The 25,463-nt window shown below is 72.5% G+C and carries 3 protein-coding genes; all 3 read right to left on the reverse strand.

Translation table 11 applies throughout. The annotated features are described in order from the left end of the window. Positions 1 to 39 precede the first annotated feature (39 nt). Complete coding sequence (locus tag AB0I66_RS03925; protein ID WP_363206074.1) at positions 40 to 14,151, reverse strand: amino acid adenylation domain-containing protein; 14,112 nt, start codon at positions 14,149 to 14,151, stop codon at positions 40 to 42. Positions 14,152 to 14,268: 117 nt separating this feature from the next. After that, positions 14,269 to 18,912 (reverse strand): amino acid adenylation domain-containing protein, encoded by a 4,644-nt coding sequence (locus AB0I66_RS03930; RefSeq protein WP_363206075.1) that lies wholly within the window; start codon positions 18,910 to 18,912, stop codon positions 14,269 to 14,271. Continuing rightward, a complete protein-coding gene (locus AB0I66_RS03935) occupies positions 18,909 to 25,445 on the reverse strand; it encodes an amino acid adenylation domain-containing protein (RefSeq protein ID WP_363206076.1) in 6,537 nt (2,178 codons plus the stop codon). Before AB0I66_RS03935 ends, AB0I66_RS03930 begins: the two co-directional genes overlap by 4 nt. Between the last annotated feature and the right edge of the window lie 18 nt (positions 25,446 to 25,463).

The raw sequence follows: 25,463 nt of genomic DNA on the forward strand, positions 1-25,463 counted from the left end.
TCTTCTCTCCTCGGAGCTTCGGAGCCTCGGAACTTCGTGTCAGAGCGGACCGAACCCGGCTTCGAGCTCCTCGATCTGGCTCTGCGCCAGGCCGAGCAGGGGGAAGTCGGAAGGTGTGTGGCCACCGGCCGTGGGATCGGTGGTGTGGGCGGCGAGGCCGCGGAGCATGTCCAGCCAGAGCCGCCCGACACGTTCGGCGTCGGCGCTGTCGACCGCGTGGCCCGGCCAGCTGAGCGAGACGGTCAGCTCGGGCCCGTCAGCAGTGTCCACGATGGCCGCGCCCGCTTCCAGGGCGTGCATGGACGGCATGTCCGGGTCGGCCGAGCCGCCGATCGCCGTGTCGCCGGCCATCTGCCAGGCAGTGACGGTGCGGCCGTCGGCCGGGTCACCGGCGGTGAACCGGCCCAGGTAGTTGAAGCCGATCTGCGGCCTGGGCAAGGCGGCGAGGACGGGGGCCGTCTCGGGGTTCAGGTGGCGCAGCAAGCCGTGTCCGAGGCCGTCGCCGGGCACCGCCCGCGCCTGTTCCTTGACCGCCTTCAGGAGTGCTCCGGCCGCCGGTCCGCCCTGTGCCGCCTCGGTGAGATCCACGTCGGCGACGGTCAGGCGCAGGGGGTGCGTGCCCGTGAACCAGCCGATGGTGCGTGAGAGTTCGACGCCTTCGACCGGTTCGCGGCCGTGCCCTTCCACGTCCAGGAGTACGGGCCCGTCCTCGCCGCGCCAGTGCGTGACCGCGCCCGCGAGCGTAGCCAGGAGCACTTCGTGGACCCCGCAGTGGAACAGTGCGGGGGTCCGGCCCGCCAGCGTGGCCGCTTCCTCCCGTGGGACCTGCCAGGACGCCCGGCGCGTCGTCTCGGCGGTGTCCAGGGCGGGATCGAGCGCGCGTCGGCCGAGGAGCGGTTCCGTGCCGTCCAGGAGTGCCGTCCACGCGGGGAGCTCCCCCACTCGGTCGGGTCCCGTCGCCTGCGCGGCAAGGAGGTTCGCCCAGCGCCGGAAGGAAGTCCCCACGGGGTCGAGCACGGGCTCCTGTCCCGCCGCCGCGGCCTCGCAGGCGAGGGCCAGGTCGGGCACCAGAATCCGCCAGGACATTCCGTCCACGGCCAGGTGGTGCACCATCAGGACCAGTCGGCCGACACGTTCCGGACCGGCGTCCACCCACACGACCTGGAACATCGTCCCCGTCGCCGGATCGAGGCGTCCGACGGCCTCTTTCGCCGCGTGTTCCGCGATCTCGTCCAGGGCTTCGGCTGCCGCGTCTTCGGCGGCCACGCGGGTCACCACGGCCTCCGGGTCCACGGACCCCCGTTCGCCGACGACTAGCAGCGGTGCGGTGTGGTCGTCGGCCGCCGTGACCACGCGTGCGCGCAGCATGTCGTGGGTGTCGAGGAGCGCGGCCACACCGGCCAGGAGTACGTCGTGTCCGAGGCCCGCAGGGGCGCCGACGACCGCCCACTGCGCGAATCGCGGCCGGCGTGCGGGCTCGCCCAACTCCCGCATCACCGGGGTCCAGGGCACCTCACCCACGCCGATGTCCTCGACGGTGTCGTGCCCGCCGCCGTCGGTCGTCTCCGCCACTGTCGCGAGACGCTCGGGAGTCTTCTCCTCGAAGATCTGCCGGGGCGTCACCACGAGGCCGGAGCGGCGGGCGCGGGAAGCCAGCTGCATCGAGGAGATCGAGTCGCCGCCCAGCTCGAAGAAGCCGTCCGTGACACCGACGCGTTCCAGACCGAGCACCTCGGCGAACAGACCGCACAGCAGTGCCTCGGTCTCCGTCCGCGGCTCCCCTCCCGAGACCTTCCCCGCGAAGTCGGGGGCGGGCAGCGCACGCCGGTCCACCTTCCCGTTCGGGGTCAGGGGCAGGCGTTCCAGCGGGACGTACGCCGAGGGAAGCATGGAGGCGGGGAGCCGCTGAGCGGCGAAGTCCCCCAGCTCGGCGATGAGTTGATTGGTCGGCCGTGGCTCGGAGGTATCGGTGACGACGTACGCCACCAGTTGGTGCTCGCCCGCCCGCCGGTCGTCGCGGGCCACGACCACGACCTGGGCGACCCCGGGATGCGCAGCGAGGGCCGCTTCGACCTCGCCCGGCTCGATCCGGTGGCCCCGCACCTTCACCTGCGCGTCCGCGCGCCCGATGAAGACGAGTTCGCCGTCCTCGGTCCAGCGCACCAGGTCGCCGGTCCGGTACATCCGCTCGCCGCTCGCGTAAGGGCACGCCACGAACCGCTCGGCGGTCAGACCGGGCCGCGCCCAGTAGCCGCGGGCCACACCCGCGCCCGTGACGTACAGCTCGCCCGGCGTTCCCGGTGGTACGGGCTGCAGGAAGCGGTCCAGCACGAACACCTGGACGTTGGCCATCGGGCGGCCGATCGGCACCGCGTCCCGGTGTGGCCGGTGTGTTCCCTCCCCCGCCGTCAGGGGCGCGCTCATGGCCGCGCACACCGTCAGCTCGGTGGGCCCGTACGCGTTCACCATGCGCCGCCCCGGGGACCAGCGGTCCACGAGTGCCGGAGGGCAGGCCTCTCCCGCGACCACCAACGTCGTCAGTTCTTCGGGGAGTTCCTCCTCCACCGCGAGCACGCTCGGGGGCACCGTCACATGGGTGGCGTGCCAGGTGCGGAGTGCTTGCCCGAGCGGCACCTGCGGCGGCAGGGCGTCCGCGCCCGGCACCACGAGCGTGCCTCCCGAGAGCAGCGCCATGCACAGTTCGGACACCGCCGCGTCGAAGCTCGGTGACGCGAACTGAAGGACCCGCGCGTCCGGCCCCACCGCGAACCGCTCGATCTGCGCCCGCGCGAGGTTGGCGAGCCCGGCGTGCGGGACGACCACGCCCTTCGGCGTCCCCGTCGACCCCGAGGTGTAGATCACGTAGGCCGCGTTGTCCGGTCCGAGCGGCCCAAACCGTTCCCCGGGGCCGACGGGACCGGCGGCTCGCGCGGCGACGTCGGCGACGACCTCCGGGTCGTCGAGGACGATCAGGCGGCCCGTGAACCCCTCCGGCACCGAGGCACGCGTCTCCCGCGTGCACAGCAGCACCGCCGGGTCCGTGTCCGCGAGCACGAACGTCACCCGCTCCGGCGGGTATCCCGGGTCCACCGGCACGAAGACCCCGCCCGCCATGGACACCGCGAGGAGAGCGACCACCGTCGCCGCCGACCCCGGGGCGAGGACGGCCACCCGGCGCTCGGGCCCCACGCCTGCCGCGATCAGGCAGCGCGCCCAGCGCCCGGCCTCGCCCGCCAGCTCTCCGTACGTCAGCGTCCGCTCGCCCGACACCAGGGCGGCGGCATCCGGCGACCGCTCCACCTGTCGCCGGAACAGCTCGGGCAATGTCTCGGCGGCCACCGGGACCCGCGTACGGTTCCACGCGCGCACGACGCGCTCGCGGCGCGCCCCGTCCAGGACGCCCACCCGGGCCACGGGCGCCGACGGATCGGCGGCCATGCCTTCGAGCACATGGCCCAGTGACGCCACCATCTCCTCGGCCCAGGCGCGGTCGAACACGCCGGGCCGGTAGATGAACTCGCCGTGCAGGCGCTCGCCGGGCACCGCGATCAGCGTCAGCGGGTAGTGGCCGGTGTCCTCCGGTGTGCCGCCGGGGCGGATGGACAGGGTGTCGGGTGAGGGCTCCCGCAGGGGTGGGCGCGGGTAGTTCTCGTACACGACGAGGGTGTCGAAGCCTGCGCCCGGTCCGGCGAGGCCACGGATCTCGGAGAGGCCGATGTGCTGGTGGGACATGAGCGACACCTGCCGCTCCTGGAGGCCGGTCAGCATCGCGGCGACCGACTGCTCCCCGCGCAGGTCGACCCGTACGGGAAGCGTGTTGATGAACAGGCCGACCATCGACTCCACGCGGGGCAGCTCGGCGGGCCGTCCGGCCGCCGTCGCCCCGAACACCACGTCCGTACGCCCCACGATCCGGGCCAGGAGCAGCGCCCAGGCGCCCTGCACGACGGTGTTCACCGTCAGGCCGTGTCCACGTGCCAGTTCGACGACGCTCCGGGTGAGTTCCTCACCGAACTCGAAGGGCAGACGTTCGGGCACGGCCGGCGCGACCGACGGGTCGTCCGGCGCCGCCAGGGTGGGTTCGTCCGCGCCCGTGAACTCCGTGCGCCAGGCCGCGCGGGCCGTCTCCTTGTCCTGGCGTTGCAGCCACGCCAGATATTCGCGGTACGAGGTCGCGGGGGGCAGGGTGTGCCCGTCGCCGCCCGCGGCGTAGATCGCGGACATCTCGGCGATGAGGACCGGCAGCGACCAGCCGTCCGTGACGATGTGGTGGTTGACGACCACCTGGGCATGCCGGTTCTCGCCGAGGCGGATCAGCAGCAGGCGCAGCAGCGGAGCCGCCGTCACGTCCAGTCGGCGGGCACGTTCTTCCCCGACGATCCGGTCGAGTTCGGCACGTGCCTCGGCGGCCGGGAGTGCCGACAAGTCGACCTCGCGCCATGGGAGGTGCACTTCCCCGGCGACGGCCTGCACGGCCTGGCCCGACGCGCGCCGGTGGAAGCTCGCCCGCAGGATCGGGTGCCGGGCGAGGATGGCCTCCCACGAGGCTCGCAGCCGGTCCACGTCCAGAGGGCCGTCCAGGTCCAGGACACGAAGCCCTTCGTAGAGATCCGGTCCCTGATCGTCGAACCCCGCGTGGAACAGCAGCCCTTCCTGCAGGGGCGAGAGCGGCCATACGTCTACCAACTCGGGTACACCGGCTTCAAGTTCGTCGATCTCATGCTGTGCGAGGTCGAGGAGAGGGAAGTCGGAGGGGGTGTGCCCGCCCGCGGTGGGGCTGGTGGCGGAGCCGGGGGTGGGGCTGGTGGCGGAGCTGGGCTCGGGGGCAGTGGTGTGCGCGGCCAGACCTTCGAGCAGGTCGAGCCAGGTCCGGGCGAGCCGCTCCGCCTGCGCGTCCTCCAGGACGCCGGTGGGCCACGTCAGCGTGACCGTCAGTTCCGGCCCTGCTGGCGTGTCCTGTACCGCGGCGCCCGCCTCCAGGGCGTGCAGGGCGGGCATGTCCGGGTCGACCGAACCGCCGATCGCCTCGCCGCCCGCCTGCTGCCAGGGGGCGACCGGGCCCGCCGGAGCCTCCGCCCTGAACCGGCCCAGATAGTTGAAGCCGATCCGCGGGGCCGGCAGAGCCGCGAGGGCCGGCGCGGTCTCGGGGTTGAGGTGGCGCAGCAGCCCGAAGCCGAGCCCGTCGCCGGGTATCGCGCGCGCCTGCTCCTTGACGGTCTTCAGCAGGGCGCCTGCCGCTGGTCCGCCGGTCCGCGCCTCGTCCAGGTCGATGCCGCTCGCGTCCAGGCGAACGGGGTGGGTGGCGGTGAACCAGCCGACCGTGCGCGACAGTTCGGCGCCGGCGAACGGCTCCCTGCCGTGGCCTTCCACGTCGAGGAGTACGTGTCCGCTAGCTTTTCCGCCCCCGAGTCCGCCCTCATGTCCGCCCTCACCGCGCCAGTGCGTGACCGCGCCCGCGAGCGTCGCCATGAGCACCTCGTGGACCCCGCAGTGGAACAGCGTCGGCACCCGGCCCGCCAGCGCGTCCGCGAGGTGCGGCGGCAGGGTCCAGGACCGGCGCCGCATGGTCGCGGCGGTGTCCAGCGCGGGGTCCAGTTCCCTTGCGCCCAGCAGCGGTTCGGGCGAGGCCGGGCCGGCCGGGGCCGGGCCGCCGAGCAGAGCCGCCCAGTCCGCGAGCTCGGCGGTCCTGCTCTCGCCGATGGCTTGACCGGCGAGGATCTCCGTCCACTGTTTGAACGACGTGCCCACCGCGTCGAGCTCCGGCGGCCGCCCGGCCGCCAGCGCCTCGCACGCGGCCCGCAGGTCGGGGACGAGGAGGCGCCACGACAGTCCGTCGACCACCAAGTGGTGCACGATCAGCGCCAGTCGGCCGGTCCGCCCCGGCCCTGAATCCACCCAGACGACCCGCAGCAGCGCCCCCGCCGAGGGATCGAGCAGCTCGGTGGCCGCACGGGCCGCGTCGTACGCGAGGCCGTCCAGCGCGTCGTCCAGCCGGTCGTCCGGCAGGTCCGACGCGTCGACGCGCGTGACCAGGGCTGTCGCGTCGACCGAGCCACGCGGACCCACAGTCAGCTCGAACCCCTGCTCACCGGGGTCATCGGCCGCGCCCGTCATGGCGCGGGCCCGCAGCATGTCGTGCGTGTCGAGAAGGGCCGCCACGCCACCGATCAGCACATCCCGGCCGAGCTCCGCCGGGGCGCCGACGATCGTCCACTGCGCGAACCTGCCGCGCAGCCCTCGCTCGCCCAGCTCCCGCATCACGGGCGTCAAGGGCATCTCACCGACGCCCGACTCCGGGGTGGCCGGTCGTACGCCCTCGTGCCGGGCCACGGCCGCGAGGCCCGCGGGCGTCTCGTGCTCGAAGACGTCCTGCGCCGTCAGGAGCAGGTTCGCCCGGCGCGCGCGGGCGACCAGTTGCATCGACATGATCGAGTCGCCGCCCAGCTCGAAGAAGCTGTCGTCGGGCCCGACCCGTTCCAGGCCGAGCAGCTCGGCCGTCAGCGCGCACAGGACCGCCTCGGTCTCCGTGCGCGGCTCGCGCCCGGTGGCCTTCCCCGCGAAGTCCGGGGCGGGCAGGGCGTCGCGGTCGACCTTGCCGTTGCGGGTCACCGGGAGGGCGTCCAGGGTGAGCACGGCCGCGGGGACCATGTACTCGGGCAGCGTCTTCGCGACGTGGGCACGTACGAGCTCGGGATCCGGCGGCGCACTTCCGCCGTCCGGCACGACGTAGCCGACCAGGCGGCGCTCCGCCTGCCGGTCCTCGCGGGCGACGACGACCGCCTGAGCCACGTCGGGGTGCGCGGCCAGGGCCGCCTCCACCTCGGCCAGCTCCACGCGGTAGCCCCGGATCTTCACCTGCGCGTCCGCCCGACCGACGAAGAGCAGCTCCCCGTCCTCGGTCCAGCGCGCCAGGTCGCCGGTACGGTACATCCGCTCGCCGGGCAGGTACGGACAGGCCACGAACCGCTCGGCGGTCAGGCCGGGACGGCTCCAGTAGCCCTGCGCCAACCCGGCCCCGGCGCCATCCCCGGTCACGTACAGCTCGCCGGTCACGCCCGGCGGCAGAGGCTTGAGGAACGCGTCCAGGACGTAGGTACGCCGCGCGCTCATCGGGCGCCCGATCGGCAGCGCCGCGCCCATCGCGTCGCCCGGCCTCAGCACATGCCAGGTCGCGCAGAGGGTCACCTCGGTCGGCCCGTACATGTGGCGGACGGTCACGTCGGGGCACGCCTCGCGCAGCCGGGCCACTGATCCGGCGGGGACGACGTCGCCGCCGGTCAGGACCTCTCGCAGGCCGGAGAAGCAGTCGGGTGTCTCCTCCGTCAGCGCCCGGAACTGGCCCGCCGTGGCATGGACCGACGTCACCCCGCGTTGCACGAGTTCGCGCATCCGCCGAGCATCGACCACACCGTGCTCGGCCATGACCACGCGGCCACCGGCAGCCAGCGGCACCCACATCTCGTACAGCGACACGTCGAAGGCGTGCGGGGCGTGCATCAGCACCGCGTCGTCCGGGCCCACGGACCAGCCGTGCTCCCCCACAAGTCCCGCCACACTCCCGTGCGGCACGGCCACACCCTTCGGTGTGCCGGTCGAGCCAGACGTGTACATCACGTACGCCATGTCCCGCGCTGTCAGCGGGACGACCGGCCGCTCGCCGTCGCCCTCGGCCCGCGCCGCCCGCACCCGGGGGTCGTCAAGGACCACGACGGGCACGGCGCCTCCAACCGGCACGGTTCCACGGCTGTCCGACGTGCACACCAGGGCCGCTGGTGCCGCGTCGTCCACGACGAAAGCGGTCCGCTCCACCGGCCATCCGACGTCGATCGGCATATACGCGGCTCCGGCCCGCCAGATCCCCAGGAGCAGCGAAGGCAAGTCGGGCGACCGCTCCATCACCACCGCCACCCGGTCACCCCGCCCCACACCGAGCCCGGCCAGGTACGCGGCCCACTGCCCCGACTCCGCCCACAACTCCGCGTACGACACCTGCCGTTCGGCTTCGATCGCCACGGTGTCCGGCGACGAAGCCACCCGCCCGGCGATCGACTCGGGCACGGTCACACGGACGGCCTGCGCCCCCGTGGCGTTCCACTCCTCCACGACCGTCGCGCGGTCACGAGCGCCCAACGCGTCCACCTGCGCCACCAACAGGTCGGCATTCGCCACCAGTTGCTCCAGGACCCGTACGACCTCCCGTGCCGTGCGGAGGGAGTTCTCCCTGCCGATCAGGTCCGGCCGGTAGGTCACCAGGACGCGGAGCCGCTCGGCGGGGACGACCCCGACCGCCAGCGGGTAGTGCGTCCCGGCCAGGGTGTGCAGCTGGGTGATCGTGACCTCGTCGGCCGCGGGGCCGCCGGCCGGTCCAGCCGGTCCAGCCGGTCCAGCCGGTCCAGCCGGTCCAGCGAGCGTGGCCGCGTTCCGCGGATAGTTCTCGAACATCAGCATGGTGTCGAAGACCGCGCCGGGGCCCGCGAGCTGCTGGATCTCCGACAGGCCCACGTGCTGGTGGGCGATGAGCGCGGCCTGGTGTTCCTGCAGCTCGGCGAGCATCTCCAGAACCGGCTGATCCGCGTCGAGCCGCACGCGCACCGGAAGGGTGTTGATGAAGAGGCCGATCATCGACTCGGCATCGGGCAGCTCCGGTGGCCGCCCGGCCACGGTGCCGCCGAACACGACGTCCGTGCGCCCGGCGAGGCGAGCGAGGACCAGCGCCCACGCGCCCTGCACCACGGTGTTCACCGTCAGACCATGAGCGCGGGACAGCTCGGTCAGCGCCCGGGTCTCCTCCCGGGAAAGCTCCGCCGAGCTGACTTCGGGCAGCACCGGTGGCCGGCCCGGGTCGGCGGGCGCCACCAGCGTCGGTTCGTCCGCACCGGCCAGCTCCGTCTGCCAGGCGGCGTGTGCGGCTTCCGCGTCCTGCTGCCGCAACCAGGCCAGATAGTCGCGGTAGGAGGCGGTCGGCGTCAGAGGCCGGGCATCGCCGTCTGCCGCCCGGTCGCCTGTCGCGTACAGCGCGGACACCTCGTTCAGGATGACCGGCATGGACCAGCCGTCCACCAGGATGTGGTGGCTGGTGACGGCGAGGCGGTGCCTGTTCTCCCCGAAGCGGATGAGCAGCAGGCGCAGCAGCGGGGCCCTCGTCAGATCGAAACGCTGCGCCATCTCACGCTCGGCCAGCCGCTCCGCCTCGGCCTGCGCGTCGGCCTCCGCAAGCCCGGACACGTCGGCCATACGCCAGGGGAGCTCCACCCGCCGAGCGACGACCTGCACCGCCTCACCCGAACCGGGCCGATGGAAACTCGCCCGCAGTGCCGCGTGCCGGGCGATGAGCGCCTCCCATGACGCGCGCAGCCTGTCCACGTCCAGCGGGCCGTCCAGCGCCATGAGCCGCTGGCTCTGATAGACGTCCGGCCCCTCTTCGTCGAACGTCGCGTGGAACAGCATCCCTTCCTGCAACGGCGACAGCGGCCAGACATCCTCCAACTGCGGTTCCACTGACTCCAGTTCCGCCACGGTGTGCTGCGCGAGGTCAAGGAGAGGGAAGTCGCACGGCGTGTGCCCGCCGGCGGCCGGATCGTCGGCCGTGTGCGCGGCCAGACCGCCGAGCGCCTGCTCCCACGCACGGCCGAGCTCCGCCACGTCGGCATCGTCGAGGAGTGCGGAGGGCCAGCTCAACGTGACGGTCAGCTCCGGCCCTTCGGGAGTGTCCTGTACGACGGCGCTTGCTTCCACGGCATGCAGCGCGGGCGTGTCGGGATCGATGGAGCCGCCGACCGCCTCACTCCCGGCCGGTTGCCAGGCACCCACCGTGCTCTGCGCCGTGTCGGCAGTGAAGCGGCCCAGGTAGTTGAAGCCGATCTGCGGGCGAGGCAACGCTGCCAGAACGGGTGCGGTGTCGGGATTGAGATGCCGCAACAGACCAAAACCGAGCCCATCCCCCGGCACCGCCCGAGCCTGCTCCTTGACCCGCTTCAACAACACCCCGGCAGCCGGGCCACCGGCCACCACCTCACCCACATCAATACCGCCCACATCCAGCCGGACCGGATGCACGCTCGTGAACCAGCCCACCGTCCGCGACAAATCCACCCCACCGTCGGATCGGCGACCATGGCCCTCCACATCCACCAGCACACTCGGAGCCCCCTCCGGTCGCCAATGGGCAAGCGCGCCAGCCAACGCCGACAACAACACCTCATGCACACCACAGTGAAAGACCACCGGCGTCCGACCCACCAAGGTCGCCGCAAGCTCAGCCCTCACCACCCACGAACGACGCCCCATCGACGCGGCAGTATCACGACCCGGGTCCAACTCCCGCCCACCGAACGGCGTTTCAGCACCCTCCAACAGCCGCACCCACGCGCCGAGTTCAGCAACCCGCCCCTCACCAGCCGCCTCCGCCACCAACGAACGCGACCAACGCCTGAACGACGTCCCCACCGCATCCAGCCGCGGCTCCCCACCCGCAGCCACCGCCTCACACGCCACCCTCAGATCAGGCAGCAAAACCCGCCACGAAACCCCGTCCACCACCAAGTGGTGCACCACAAGAACCAGTCGGCCGTCACGCTCCGGCCCGGCATCCACCCACACGGCCTGGACCATCACACCCGCGGCCGGGTCGAGCCTCTGCACCGCCTCGCGCGCCGCCCGCACCGCCACGTCATCCAGCAGGTCCGCCGACGTGACCTCCGCGCCGACTCGGACGACCAGGCTCTCGGCAGAGACCGAACCCCGGCGCCGTACGGACAACTTGGGCTCGCCCCCGTCGGCCTCCACCCGTGCCCGCAGCATGTCGTGCGCGTCGAGGAGGGCGCCCAAGCCGCCCACCAGCACGTCCCAACCGAGGCCGGCCGGGGCGCCGACGATCATCCACTGCGCGAACCCACCGCGCAGACCGCGCTCACCCAGCTCCCGCATCACCGGCGTCCAGGGCACGTCACCCAGCGCCGCCTCCCGCGAAGATCCGACGCCGCGTGCCCCTTCGGCGGCATGCCCGGCACCCCCCGCGCCCCCGGCTTCCGCCCCCACGCGTGCCAGCCGCTCGGGGGTCTTCTCGTCGAAGACCTGCCGAGGCGTCATCACCAGGCCGACGCGGCGGGCTCGTGCGACCAGTTGCATCGACATGATCGAGTCGCCGCCCAGCTCGAAGAAGCTGTCCTGCACGCCGACCCGCTCCAGACCGAGCACCTCGGCGAAGAGGTCGCAGAGCGTCGCCTCGGTCTCCGTGCCCGGTGCGCGCCCCGTCGCCCGTGCCGCGAAGTCGGGGGCGGGCAGGGCGTCGTGGTCGACCTTGCCGTTACGGGTTACGGGGAGTTCCGCCAGGGCGAGCACGGCAGTCGGGACCATGTAGTCGGGCAGTGTCCGTGCCACATGTGCGCGGATGACGGAGGGTTCCACGCCGTCCGGCGTCGCGGGCACGACGTAGGCGACCAGTCGGCGCTCCCCCGGCCCGTCCTCACGGGCGGCCACCACCGCCTGCGCCACCGTCGGATGCGCGGCGAGCGCGGCTCCCACCTCGCCGAGCTCGACGCGGAAGCCGCGTACCTTGACCTGCGCGTCCGCACGCCCGACGAAGAGCAGTTCACCGGTGTCGGACCAACGCACCAGGTCCCCGGTGCGGTACATGCGCCCGGCAGGCACGAACGGGCAGGCCACGAAGCGTTCCGCCGTCAGCTCAGCGCGGCCCCAGTACCCCTGCGCCAGGCCCTCGCCCGCCACATACAGCTCCCCGGTCACGCCAGACGGCACCGGCTGGAGGAACGCGTCGAGGACGAAGACCCGCCGGTTACCCAAGGGGCGGCCGATGGGCAGCACCGACCCGATGGCGTCCTGCGGTCCCCAGAGCCGCCAAGTGGCGCACAGGGTCACCTCGGTCGGCCCGTACAGGTGCCGTACGACCACATCGGGGCACGCCTCGCGCACCCGTGCCACCGCCCCCACCGGGACCACGTCCCCACCGGTCAGGACCTCGCGCAGCCCGGTGAAGCACTCGGGCGACTCCCCCGCGACGACACGGAACGAACCCGCGGTCAGATGCACCGAAGTGACCCCGCGGCCCACGTGCTCCCGCACCTGCTCGGCATCCACCGCGTCCGGCCCGGCGACGACCACGCGGCCGCCCGCCGCCAGCGGGACCCACACCTCGAAGAGCGATACGTCGAAGGCGTGCGGCGCGTGCATCAGCACCGCGTCGTCCGGGCCGACCGCCCAGCCCCGCTCCCCCACCAGCGCCGCGACACTGCCGTGCGACACGGCCACGCCCTTCGGCACGCCCGTGGAACCCGAGGTGTACATCACGTACGCCACGTCCTCCGCACCCACGAGGACAGGCGAATCGTCCGCGGCGTCCACGGCGAGCACAGCCCTCCGCACACGCGGGTCGTCCACCACGATCAGCTCGGCACCGCCGTCCGGTACGACGGCCCGGGTCTTCTCCGTGCACAGCACGACGACCGGAGCCGAGTCCGCGAGGACGAACCCCACGCGCTCCGGCGGAGAGCCCGCGTCGACCGGCACATAGGCTGCGCCCGCCCGCCACACTCCCAGCAGCAGTGGCAGCAGTTCCACTGACCGCTCCATCACGACGGCGACGCGGTCACCGCGCCGTACGCCCGCGTCCGCGAGGTAGTGGGCCCAGCAGCCGGAGGATTCCCACAACTCCCGGTACGAGAGCGTCTGTTCGCCCACACCCTCGCCCTCCACGGCAGGCGCGCCCGGTATCGCCGCCACGCGTCCGGCAATCAGCTCCGGGACCGGGCCACTCGGCACCTCGCCCGCCGTGCCGCCCCAGCCCTCAACGACCAGGCCGCGCTCGGGCGCCGCGAGCACTCCGATCCGTCCCACGAGGACCGAGGGGTCCGCCACCAGCTGTTCGAGCACCCGCACCAGCCAGGCGTACACCGAGTCGGCGGTCTCGCGGTCGAACAGGTCAGGGCGGTAGTCGAGCTTGCAGAGCATCCGTTCGCCGTCAGGCGCGATGACCAGCGTGAGCGGATAGTGCGCGGTCTCCTGGCCCACAGCGAGACGCACGCCGAAGGTGTCCCGCGTCGGGCGCTCGGCGGGCGGGCTCGGGTAGTTCTCGTACACGACGAGGGTGTCGAAGACCGCGCCACCGGAATCCGCGAGCCCCTGCACCTCGGGCAGGACGATGTGCTGATGTTCCATCAAGCACGCCTGGCGCTCCTGAAGTTCGGCCAGCATGCGGGCCACCGGCTGCCCGGCGTCGAGCCGGACGCGCACCGGCAGCGTGTTGATGAACAGGCCGACCATCGACTCGACGCCCGGAAGTTCCATCGGCCGCCCGGCCACGGTGGCACCGAACACCACGTCCGTACGCCCAGCGAGCCGGGCCAGAACCATCGCCCAGGCGCCCTGCACCACGGTGTTCACCGTCAGGCCGTGGCCTCGGGCGAACCGCACCAGGCCCTCGGCCAGCGGCGCGGGAAATTCGTCGATCAGACTTTCCGGGGGCAGCGGTGAGCGTCCCGCGGCCTCGGGTGCGACCAGCGTCGGCCCGTCCGCCCCGGCGAATTCCGCCTGCCAGGCGGCTCGCGCCGCGTCCTTGTCCTGCCGGCCGAGCCAGGCCAGGTACTCCCGGTACGAGGTCACTGGCTTGAGCCCTGAAGTGCCGCCGCCCGCCGCGTAAGTCGCCGTGAGTTCGTCGAGCAGCACCGGCATGGACCAGCCGTCCATCAGGACGTGGTGACTGGTGACCACCAGGCGGTGCTGCTCCGCGCCGAGCCTGATCAGCAGCAGCCGCAGCAGCGGGGCCGCCGCCAGGTCGAAGCGCTCGGCCCGCTCCTGGCCCACGAGCCGGTCCGCCTCGGCCGCCGCTTCCGCCGTGTCGGCTTCCGCGAGCCCGGTGAGATCGGCCGTACGCCACGGCAGCTCGACGTCACGCGCGATGACCTGCACGGCCTCGCCCGTCTTCCGCCTGCGGAAGCTCGCCCGCAGGGCTGCGTGCCGGGCGAGGAGCGCCTGCCAGGAGGCCCGCAGCCGGTCCGCGTCCAGCGGGCCGTCCAGTTCGAGTACCCGCTGCCCTTGATAGACGTCGGGCCCGTCGCTGTCGAAGGCGGCATGGAAGAGCAGCCCTTCCTGCAGTGGCGACAGCGGCCACACGTCCTCGACAAGGGATCGGGTCATCGCTTCTCTCCTCAGAGCGAGTTGCTGCGTACGAGATCAGGGCCAAACCGGCGCAAGGGCAGAGACAGGGACAGAGTTGGAGGGGTGGGGGCCGAATGCAGGGCCGGGACTTGGCGGCTACGTGATGTTGTCGGCGAAACCGGCTTCGAGCTCGTCGACCTCGTCCTGCGCGAGGTCCAGGAGCGGGAAGTCGGAGGTCGTGTGGCCACCCGAGCCGGGATCGGCCGTGTGGGCGGCCAGACCGCCGAGCACGTCGAGCCAGAGCCGGCCGAGGCGTTCCGCCGCCGCCTCGTCGAGGAGCGCGGCGGCCCAGCTCAGCGTGAGGGTCAGCCTGGGCCCCGTGGCCGTGTCGACGATGCGCGCGCCCGCCTCGATGGTGTGGGTGGCGGGCATGGCGGGGTCGAGCGAGCCGCCGATCGAGGTGCCCGCCGTGTCGGCGGTGAAGCGGCCCAGGTAGTTGAAGCCGATCTGCGGCCGAGGCAACGCGGCCAGAACCGGTGCGGTGTCGGGATTGAGATGCCGCAACAGACCAAAACCGAGCCCATCCCCCGGCACCGCCCGAGCCTGCTCCTTGACCCGCTTCAACAACACCCCGGCAGCCGGCCCACCGGCCACCACCTCACCCACAGCAATACCGCCCACATCCAGCCGGACCGGATGCACGCTCGTGAACCAGCCCACCGTCCGCGACAAATCCACCCCACCGTCGGATCGGCGACCGTGCCCCTCCACATCCACCAAGACGTTTGGAGCCACCTCCGGTCGCCATTGGGCCACCGCACCAGCCAACGCCGACAACAACACCTCATGCACACCACAGTGAAAGACCACCGGCGTCCGACCCACCAAGGTCGCCGCAAGCTCAGCCCTCACCACCCACGAACGACGCCCCATCGACGCGGCGGTATCACGACCCGGGTCCAACTCCCGCCCACCGAGAGGCGTTTCAGCACCCTCCAACAGCCGCACCCACGCCCCGAGTTCAGCAACCCGCCCCTCACCAGCCGCCTCCGCCACCAACGAACGCGACCAACGCCTGAAAGACGTCCCCACCGCATCCAGCCGCGGCTCCCCACCCGCAGCCACCGCCTCACACGCCACCCTCAGATCCGGCAGCAAAACCCGCCACGAAACCCCGTCCACCACCAAGTGATGCACCACAAGAACGAGACGACCGACTCGACCCGGCCCCGCGTCCACCCAAGCCACCTGCAGCATCACGCCCGCCGACGGGTCGAGGCGCTCCGTGGCCTCCTGTGCTGCCTCGTCCGCGATGTCGTCGAGGGTGCCTGCCACCGCGTAGGTCGCGTTCACGCGGGTGATCAGCGCACCGGCATCCAGCGATCCCTGCTCGTCGACGTGCAGCCGTGGCCCCGTCCCGTCCATGAGCACCCGGGAGCGGAGTACGTCATGGGTGTCCACGACGGCGCTCAACGCGGCGGTCAGGACGTGCCGTTCGAGCCCCGACGGAGCGCTGACGATCGCCCACTGGGCGAACCTCGGGCGTACGGCATGCTCACCGAGGTCCCGCATCACCGGCGTCCAGGGCACATCGCCCACGCCCACGTCCGGCGACGACGGTGCCTCGCCCGTGAGCAGGCACACGGCCGCGAGCCCGGCAGGTGTCTCGTGCTCGAAGACATCCTGCGCCTTGAAGAGCAGGTCGGCGCGGCGGGCCCGCGCGGCAAGCTGCATCGACATGATCGAGTCGCCGCCCAGCTCGAAGAAGCTGTCCTCCACGCCGACCCGCTCCAGACCGAGCACCTCGGCGAACAACGCGCACAGCGTCTCCTCCGCCGCGCTCTGCGGCTCGCGGGCCGAGACCCGTTCGGCGAATTCGGGGGCAGGCAAGGCGGCGCGGTCGACCTTGCCGTTGCGGGTCACCGGCAAGGCGTCCAGGACGAGCACGACGGCAGGCACCATGTAGTCGGGCAGCGTCCGGGCGATGTCCTCACGGAGGGCCAGGGGGTCAAGTGTCCGACCGTCCGCGACGACATAGCCGACAAGCCGCCGCTCACCCGGCCCGTCCTCACGCGCGACGACCACGGCCTGGGCGACGTCCGGGTGGGATGCCAGAGCCACCTCCACCTCGCCCAGCTCCACCCGGAAACCACGGATCTTCACCTGGGCGTCCGCCCGCCCGACGAAGACCAGCTCCCCGTCCAAGGTCTCGCGCACGAGGTCGCCGGTGCGGTACATCCGCTCTCCCGGCGCGTACGGGCACGCCACGAACCGCTCAGCGGTCAAGCCCGAGCCGCCCCAGTAGCCCTGCGCCAACCCAGCACCCGCCACGTAGAGCTCGCCGGTCACCCCCGGCGGCAGCGGCCTGAGGAACGCGTCCAGGACGAATGCCCAGCGGTGTGGCAACGGGCTTCCGATCGGCAGTACGTCGTGCATCGCATCGCCCGGCTCCAGTAGGTGCCATGTCGCGCACAACGTCGTCTCCGTCGGCCCGTACATGTGCCGGACAGTGACGTCCGGGCAAGCCTCCCGCACCCGGGCCACCGACGCGGCCGGGACGACATCCCCGCCGGTCAGCACCTCACGCAACCCAGCGAATGTTTCCGGCGACTCCTCCGCGAGCACCCGGAACAAACCCGCGGTCAGGTGCACCGCCGTGACGCCATCGTGAACGTACTCGCGCACTTGTTGGGCATCGACGACGCCGGGCCCGGCAATCACCACGCGACCACCGGCCGCCAGCGGGACCCACAGTTCGAAGAGCGATACATCGAAGGCATGCGGGGCATGCATCAGCACCGCGTCCCCCGGGCCGACCGCCCAGCCCCGCTCCCCCACCAGCGACGCGACGCTTCCGTGCGGCACGGCCACGCCCTTGGGCGCACCGGTCGATCCGGACGTGTACATCACGTACGCCACGTCCCGCGCGTCCATCGGCGCGGCGAACTCCGTGTCTCCCACGGCCGCCAGCGCCGCGACGACCTGTGGGTCATCTGCCACCACCAGCCGCCCCGCAGCCGGGAGCACGCGCCGGCTGTCCGACGTGCACACCACCACCGCCGGAGCCGCGTCCGCCAGTACGAAGGCCACCCGATCAACGGGTGAGCTCACGTCCACCGGCACATATGCGGCACCCGCCCGCCAGACGCCCAGGAGTACGGCCGCCAGGTCCGCGGACCGTTCCATCACCACCGCGACACGGTCACCCCGTCGCACACCCCGGGACTTCAGATACGCCGCCCAGCGCCCCGATCGATCCCATACCTCCGCGTAGGTCATTGATTGTTGACCCTCGACCGCCACCGCGCCCGGTGCTTGCGCCACCCGGTCCGCGATCAGCTGCGGCATCGACGTACCCGTCGAGAGAACCGCCGAGGAGGTCGGCACAGCAACCGCCGCAGGTGCCTCAGGCCCGCGTACGGGCAGCGCGCTCGTCACGCCGATGCGGCCGACCGTCGCCGACGGATCCGTCACCATGCGTTCCAGCACGCGCGTCAGCAATCCGCCCAGCGCGTCGCCCACCGCCGCGTCCACCAGGCCGGGTTGATAGGTCACGTCCACCCGAAGGCGCTCACCGGGGGCGATACCGATCGACAGCGGGTAGTGGGTCGCCTGGCGTGACTCCACTGTGGCGAGGGTGAGCGCGTCGGGTGCGGGGGCCTCTCCGGGCGGCCGAGGGTAGTTCTCGTACACGAGCAGGGTGTCGAAACCGGCTCCGGGACCGGCCAGTTGCTGGATTTCCGGGAGGCCGAGGTGTTGGTGGGCAAGGAGCGCTGACCGGCGTTCCTGCAACGCGTGCAGCATGTCGAGCAGCGGCTGCGAACCGTCGAGCCGGACCCGTACGGGCAGCGTGTTGATGAACAGGCCGATCATGGAATCCGCGCCCGGCAGCTCCGGGGGGCGTCCCGCCACCGTCGCGCCGAACACCACGTCCGTGCGTCCGGCGAGCCGGGCCAGAACCATCGCCCACGCGCCCTGCACCACGGTGTTCATCGTCAGGCCGTGAGCGCGCGTCAGGGCCGCGAGCGCCTCGGTCGTCTCCCCGGTGAGGTGGGAGGAGCGTTTCTGCACAGGAGTGTCGCCGTGGGCCGGGTGTGTGGGGCCCACTACCAGCGTCGGTTCGTCCGCTCCAGCCAGCTCCGCCTTCCAGGCGGCGCGTGCGGCTTCCTTGTCCTGGCGGGAGAGCCAGGCCAGGTACTCGCGGTAGGACGTGACGGGCGTGAGGCCCGAGGCGTCGCCGCCGGCCGCGTAGATCTCGGCGAGTTCATTGAGCAGGACCGGGGCCGACCAGCCGTCCATCAGGATGTGATGGCTCGTCATCACCAGGCGATGCGTGCGCTCGCCCGTACGGATCAGGAGCAGACGCATCAGTGGCGCGGCCGCCGGATCGATCCGGTGTGCGCGCTCGTCTTCGGCCAGGCGTTCCGTCTCGGCCTGCGCCGCGGCCTCGGGGAGGTCAGAGACGTCGGCCTCGCTCCATGGCAGGACGACCTCGCGGGTGATGAGCTGTACGGCCTCGCCCGTCTTGCGCCGCTGGAAGCTCGCCCGCAGCGCCGCGTGCCGGGTCAGCAGCGCCTCCCAGGAGGTGCGGAAGCGGTCCGCGTCGAGAGGACCGTCGACCGCCAGGATGTTCTGCACGGTGTAGACGTCGGGGCCCTGGCCGTTGAAGTCGGCGTGGAACAGGAGCCCTTCCTGGAGCGGCGACAGCGGCCAGACCTCCGCCAGCGCCGAGCCCTTGGCCCGGGGTGCCGACGGGCGGGCGGCGGGCGCGTGCCCCGTGGCGGGGGTGGGTGTCTTCACAGCGAATGCCCTCCTTCGAGCTCTGCTGCCATCGCTTCGAACTGCTCGACCTCGTCCTGGGCGAGCTCGACGAGGGGGAAGTCGGACGGGGTGTGGCCGCCCGCCGTCGGATCGGTGGTGTGTGCGGCGAGGCCCGCGAGCAGGTCGAGCCAGAGCTCGCCGATGCGTTCCGCTGCCGCGTCGTCGAGCAGCGCCCTGTGCCAGCTCAGGGAGAGGGTCAGCTCGGGTCCCTGGGCGGCATCGCGGATGGTGGCACCGGCCTCGAGGGTGTGCGTCGCGGGCATGGTGTCGGCGGTGGAGCTTCCTATCGCCTCTTCGCCCGCCGGCTGCCAGGGCGTTACGGCGTCCGTCCCGGTGGCCGCGGGAAAGCGGCCCATGTAGTTGAAGCCGATCTGCGGGCTCGGCAGTGCGGCGAGCACCGGTCGCGTCCCGGGGTTCAGGTGACGCAGGAGCCCGTATCCGAGGCCGTCGCCCGGCACCGCGCGCGCCTGCTCCTTGACAGCCTTGAGGAGCGTGCCGGCGGCCGGGCCTCCGGCTGCCGCGCCGGTGGCGTCCATGCCGGACAGGTAGACGTCGGACAGGTCGAGGCGGATGGGGTGCACGCTGGTGAACCATCCGACGGTGCGCAGCAGATCCGCGTCACCGACCGGCTTGCGTCCATGTCCCTCGACGTCGATCAGGAGCGTGCCGTCGGTGCCTCGCCGGGCTCGGACGACCGCTCCGGCCAGCGTGGCGAGGAGCACCTCGTGCACACCGCAGTGGAAGAGCGCCGGTGTCGGTCCCGCGAGCGTGGCCGCCTGCTGGGGCGGCACTGTCCAGGTGCGGTGGCGCATGCCGGCCGCCGTGTCCCGTGCGGGGTCCAGGGGCCGTACGCCGAGCAGTGGGTCCGGACGGTCGCCGAGGAGGGTGATCCAGTCGTCGAGTTCCGCCGTGCGGTGCCCGCCGTTCGCCTCTTCGACCAGGAGGCCGGCCCAGCGCCTGAAGGACGTCCCCGCGGGGTCGAGTTCCGGCTTCCCCCCGGTGGCCGCCGCCTCGCACGCCGTGCGCAGGTCAGGGGCCAGGATGCGCCACGAGACGCCGTCCACCGCCAAGTGGTGGATCACCAGGGCCAGTCGGCCGACGCGCTCCGGGCCCGCGTCCAGCCACACGGCCTGGACCATGACTCCCGCGAAGGGGTTCAGGCGCTGAACCGCGTCGCGCGCCGCGTGCCCCGCGAGCATGTCCAGGTCGCCGGTCGCCGCCTGTGTCGCGTCGATTCGGGTGATGAGGTCCGCCGCGTCCACGGTGGAGCGCCGGCGGACCACCAGGCGTGGCCGCGTGTCGTCGTCGTGCACGGCGTGGGCGCGCAGCATGTCATGGGTGTCCAGTACGGCGTCCAGACCCGCCGCCAGGGTTTCGGCGCCGAGACCCGCGGGAGTCCCCATCACCACCCACTGGGTGAAGGCACCGCCGAGGGCCCGCTCGCCCAGGGCCCGCATCACGGGCGTCCAGGCCACTTCGCCCTCGCCCACGTCAGGCCCCGAGGCGCGCCCCGCATCGAACCTGACCACCCGGGCGAGGCCTTCCGGCGACCCGTGCTCGAACACGTCCTGGGCGCTGAAGAAGGCACCCGCCCCGCGGGCACGGCTCACGAGCTGCATCGAGCTGATCGAGTCTCCGCCGAGCCGGAAGAAGTTGTCGTCGGCGCCGACCCGATCCAGGCCGAGGACCTCGGCAAAGAGCGCGCACAGGGTTTCCTCCGCGTCGCCTCGCGGCGCCCGGCCGACGGCGTGGTCGGCGAAGTCGGGGGCGGGCAGCGCGGGCACGTCGATCTTGCCGTTCGGGGTGACCGGCAGCGCGTCGAGGGCGAGCACGGCAGCGGGCACCATGTAGTCGGGCAACGCTTTGGCCACGTACTCGCGTACGGATGGCCCGTCCACCGCCTGGCCGCGGGTCCGGGAACCGGCCCGGGAGCCGGTGCCCACCACGTAGCCGACCAGGCGGCGTTCCCCTCGCCGGTCCTGCTTGAGGATCACCACGGCCCGGTCGACGGCGGGATGTCCGGTGAGCGCCGCCTCGATCTCGCCCAGCTCCACGCGGAAACCGCGCACTTTCACCTGGGCGTCGGCCCGTCCGGTGTAGACGAGGTCTCCGGTGCCGGTCCTGCGCACCAGGTCCCCGGTCCGGTACATGCGCTCGCCGTGGGCGAACGGGCTGGCCACGAAGCGCCGCGCCGTCAGCCTCGTCCGCCGCAGGTATCCGCGCGCCAGGCCGGCGCCCGCCACATACAGCTCGCCCACCGTGCCCGCGGGCACCGGCCGCAGAAACGCGTCGAGGACGTGGGCGGAGGTGTTGGCGACCGGGCGGCCGATCGACGGCTCGTCGTGCGCGCCCAGGGCGTGGCTCACGGTCGAGGCGACCGACGCCTCGGTGACCCCGTACTCGCTGTAGATCTCGCGGTTCGCCGACCACTGGGCGCGCAGTTCGTCGGAGGCGGGTTCGCCGCCGATGACCAGCACGCGCAGGGCGGGCAGTTCCTCGGGCGGCAGTTGGGCGAGGAGGGTCGGGGTCATCGCGACGTGCGTCACGCGCTGCGCGCGCATCAGGTGGACCAGTTCCTCGCCGGACGCGCGGCGCCGGGCGGGTGGTGCCAGGACCAGTCGGCCGCCCGCGCACAGGACGGGCCAGATGTCCGACATGGAGACGTCGAAGCTCGGCGAGACGAGTTGGAGCACGGCGCTGTCGGCGCCGATCCGGTAGCGCTGGATGCGGTCGGCGACGAGGTTGCGCAGGCCCCGGTGGGGCACGATCGCGCCCTTCGGGACGCCGGTCGATCCGGATGTGTAGATCACGTACGCCGCGTGGGACGCGCTCAGTGGTGTGTGCCGCTGCGCGTCCTGTGGTGGCCCGTCCGCATCCGCGGCCAAGGCCCGGGAGGGCAACGGATCGTCCAGGACCAGCAGTTGACCGGTGTAGTCGTCCGGCACCGCGCGTCGGCTCTCCCGCAGGCAGACCAGGACCGGCGGTGCCACGTCGTCGAGCAGTGTGCGCAGCCGCGCGGCGGGCAGGCCCGGATCCACGGGGACGTAGACACCGCCCGCGGCGGACACCGCCAGAAGCGCGGTCACGAGTTCCGCCGAGCGTTCCGCCAGGACGGCCACCCGTGTCTCCGAGCTCACGCCCATGAGCGTCAAGTGCCGCGCCAAAGCCTTGGCTTGGGCTGCCAGTTCGCCGTACGTCAGCGAACGCTCGCCGTCCACCACCGCCACCGCGGCGGGCGTGGCCGCGGCCTGCTCGGCGAAGAGTTCCGGTGCGGTCCTGCCGGGGGCGCTTTCGGGCTCGTGCCGGGATGCGGGCGGGAGGTCGGGACTGAGAGCGGACTCGGGAGAGGTGTCGATCCGTCCCACCGGCGTCGCGGGGTCCGCCACCAGCTGCCCGAGGACGCGGTGCAGCGAGGCGATCACGGCCTCCGCCCGGTCGCGTGCCACCACGTCCGGGCGATGCACGAGAAGCCCCCGCAGCCGGGTGTCGGGGACCACGATCAGCGCCATCGGGTAGTGGCCCCTGTCCTCGGGCTCCCCGAAGGGCTTGATGGACAGGACGGTGTCGCCGCCGGTCCCGGCCGGCGTACGGGGGAGGTTCTCGAACACCACGAGCGTGTCGAAGTCCGCGCCAGGTCCGACCAGTTGACGGATCTCGCGCAGCCCCAGGTGCTGCCACGCCATCAGCGAGACCTGTTGCTCCCGCAGGTCCGCGAGCATCCCGGCGACCGGCTGGTCCGCCGTCAGGCTGACGCGTACGGGCACGGTGTTGAGGAAGAGGCCGACCGCCGACTCGACCCCCGGCAGCTCCGCGGTCCGGCCCGCCACCGGAGTGCCGAACACGACGTCGGTGCGCCCCACGAGCCGGGCGAGGAGCAGCGCCCAGGCGCCCTGCACCACGGTGTTGACGGTCACACCTTGAGAGCGGGCCAACTGCGTGACTCCGCGCGTGAGTTCCTCGCTCAGCTCGAAGGGCACCGGGTCCGGCACGACCTGTGCCGCGCCCGGCTGCTGCTCGGGCGCCATCAGCGTCGGCTCGTCCGTCCCGGCGAACGCGGCGCGCCAGGCTTCACCGGCCGCTTCCTTGTCCTGCCGGTCGAGCCAGGACAGGTACTCGCCGTACGACGTCGTGGCGGGCAGCGCTCCGCCGTCGCCGCCCGCCGCGTACACCTCGGACAGCTCCGCGAAAAGGACGTCGGTGGACCAGCCGTCGACCAGCGAGTGGTGGACGGTGACGATCTGGCGATGCCGTCCGGCGCCCAGACGTACGAGCAGCAGCCGGAGCAAGGGAGCCGCCCGGAGATCGAACTTCTCGGCTCGTTCGGCCCGGGCGAGGCGTGCCACCTCCGCGGGCACGTCGCCCTCCGGCAGCATCGAGAGGTCGGCCTCGCTCCAGGGCAACTCGGTCCCGGCCGCGATGACTTGCACCGTCCTGCCGGAGTCGCGCTGGTGGAAGCTCGCGCGCAGCACGGCGTGCCGGGCGAGCAGCGTCTGCCATGACGTGCGCAGCCGGTTGACGTCGAGGGGGCCGTCCAGGGCCAGGGTCCGCTGGCTCGCGTACACGTCCGGACCACCCTCGGTGAAGCTCGCGTGGAAGAGCATCCCTTCTTGCAAGGGCGACAGCGGCCATACGTCGGCCATGCCGGGCACCTCGGCCCGCAGCCGACCGGCCTCGGCCTGCGTGAGGTCATCCACGAGCGAGCCGCCGAAGCGCTCCCCGCCAGTCGGCTCGTGCGGTTCCTGCGGCTCTTTCGGCTTCCCGAGCCGGGCGACCGCGGCCAGTGCCGCGGGTGTCGTGTGCTCGAAGACCTCCTCCGCCCTGAAGAACAGGTGGGCGCGGCGAGCCCGTGCGGCCAACTGCATCGACATGATCGAGTCGCCGCCCAGCTCGAAGAAGCTGTCGTCCGTGCCGACCCGTTCCAGGCCGAGCAGCTCGGCCATCAGGTCGCACAGGAGCGCTTCGGCCTCGGTGCGCGGTGTGCGCCCGGTGACCTTCGCCGCGAAGTCGGGCGCGGGCAGGGCGTCGCGGTCGACCTTGCCGTTGCGGGTCATGGGGAGGGTGTCCAGGGTGAGTACGGCGGCGGGGACCATGTACTCGGGCAGCGTGCTTGCGAGATGGGCGCGTACGGCCCGGGTGTCCAGGACTTCCGGCCCCTCGGCCACCACGTGACCGACCAGGCGGCGCTCGCCGTGCCGGTCCTCACGGGCGACGACGACAGCCTGGGCCACGTCGGGGTGCGCGGCCAGGGCCGCCTCCACCTCGCCCAACTCCACCCGGTAGCCCCGGATCTTCACCTGCGCGTCCGCGCGGCCGGCGAAGAGCAGCTCACCGGAGGCGGTCTCGCGCACCAGGTCGCCGGTGCGGTACATCCGCTCCCCCGGCGTGTACGGGCAGGCCACGAACCGCTCGGCGGTCTGTCCCGACCGGTTCCAGTAGCCCTGCGCCAGGCTCGGTCCCGCCACGTACAGCTCCCCGACGGTGCCGGTGGGCACCGGCCGGAGAGCCGTGTCCAGGACGAAGGCCCGGCGGTGGGGCAGCGGGCGGCCGATCGGGAGCACGCGCCCCGCCGTCTCGCCCGGCCGCAGCACATGCCAGGTCGCGCACAGCGTCGTCTCGGTCGGCCCGTACAGGTGGCGGACGGTCACGTCCGGGCAGGCCTCGCGCACGCGGGCCACGGACCTGGGCGGCACCACGTCCCCGCCGGTGAGCACTTCCCGTAGACCGGTGAAACAGTCCGGGGTCTCCTCGGCCATGACGCGGAACGAACCGGCTGTCACGTGCAGGGCGGTCACGCCGCTCCGCACGTGCTCGCGCACCCGGCGGCCGTCCACCACGCCCGGCCCCGCGATCATCACGCGGCCACCTGCGGCGAGCGGCACCCACACCTCGAACAGCGTGACGTCGAAGGAGTGCGGGGCGTGCATGAGGACCGCCTCGTGCGGGCCGGCCGCCCAGCCGTCCTCACCCTCCGGACTCGTCGGAGCCACCAGAGCCGCCACGCTCGCGTGCGGTACCGCCACGCCCTTGGGCGTGCCGGTCGAGCCCGACGTGTACATCACGTACGCCACGTCCTGCCCGTCCACCGGCACACGGGCGTCCCGGCCCTCGCAGGCAGTGACCGCCGCCCGCACCCGCGGGTCGTCCACCACCTGCACGGCCGCGCTCTCCGGGAGCACGCTCCGGCTCTCCGCCGTGCACAGCACCACCGCGGGAGCGGCGTCCGCGACGACAAAGGCGACGCGTCCTGGCGGGGAGCCCGCGTCGACGGGGACGTAGGCGGCGCCCGCCCGCCACACCCCCAGGAGCAGCGCCACCAAGTCCGGCGACCGCTCCATCACCACCGCGACACGGTCACTGCGGCCGACACCCAGCGCGGTCAGGTACGCCGCCCACTGCCCCGACTCCGCCCACAACTCCCCGTACGAGAGCGTCCGTTCGCCCTCGATCGCCACCGCGGCGGAAGACGACTCCACCCGCGCGGCGATCAGCTCCGCCACCACCGACGACTCCACCACGTTCCCCCTCAAGGC

The sequence above is a fragment of the Streptomyces sp. NPDC050439 genome (assembly GCF_040655335.1).
In the GTDB taxonomy this organism is placed as follows: domain Bacteria; phylum Actinomycetota; class Actinomycetes; order Streptomycetales; family Streptomycetaceae; genus Streptomyces.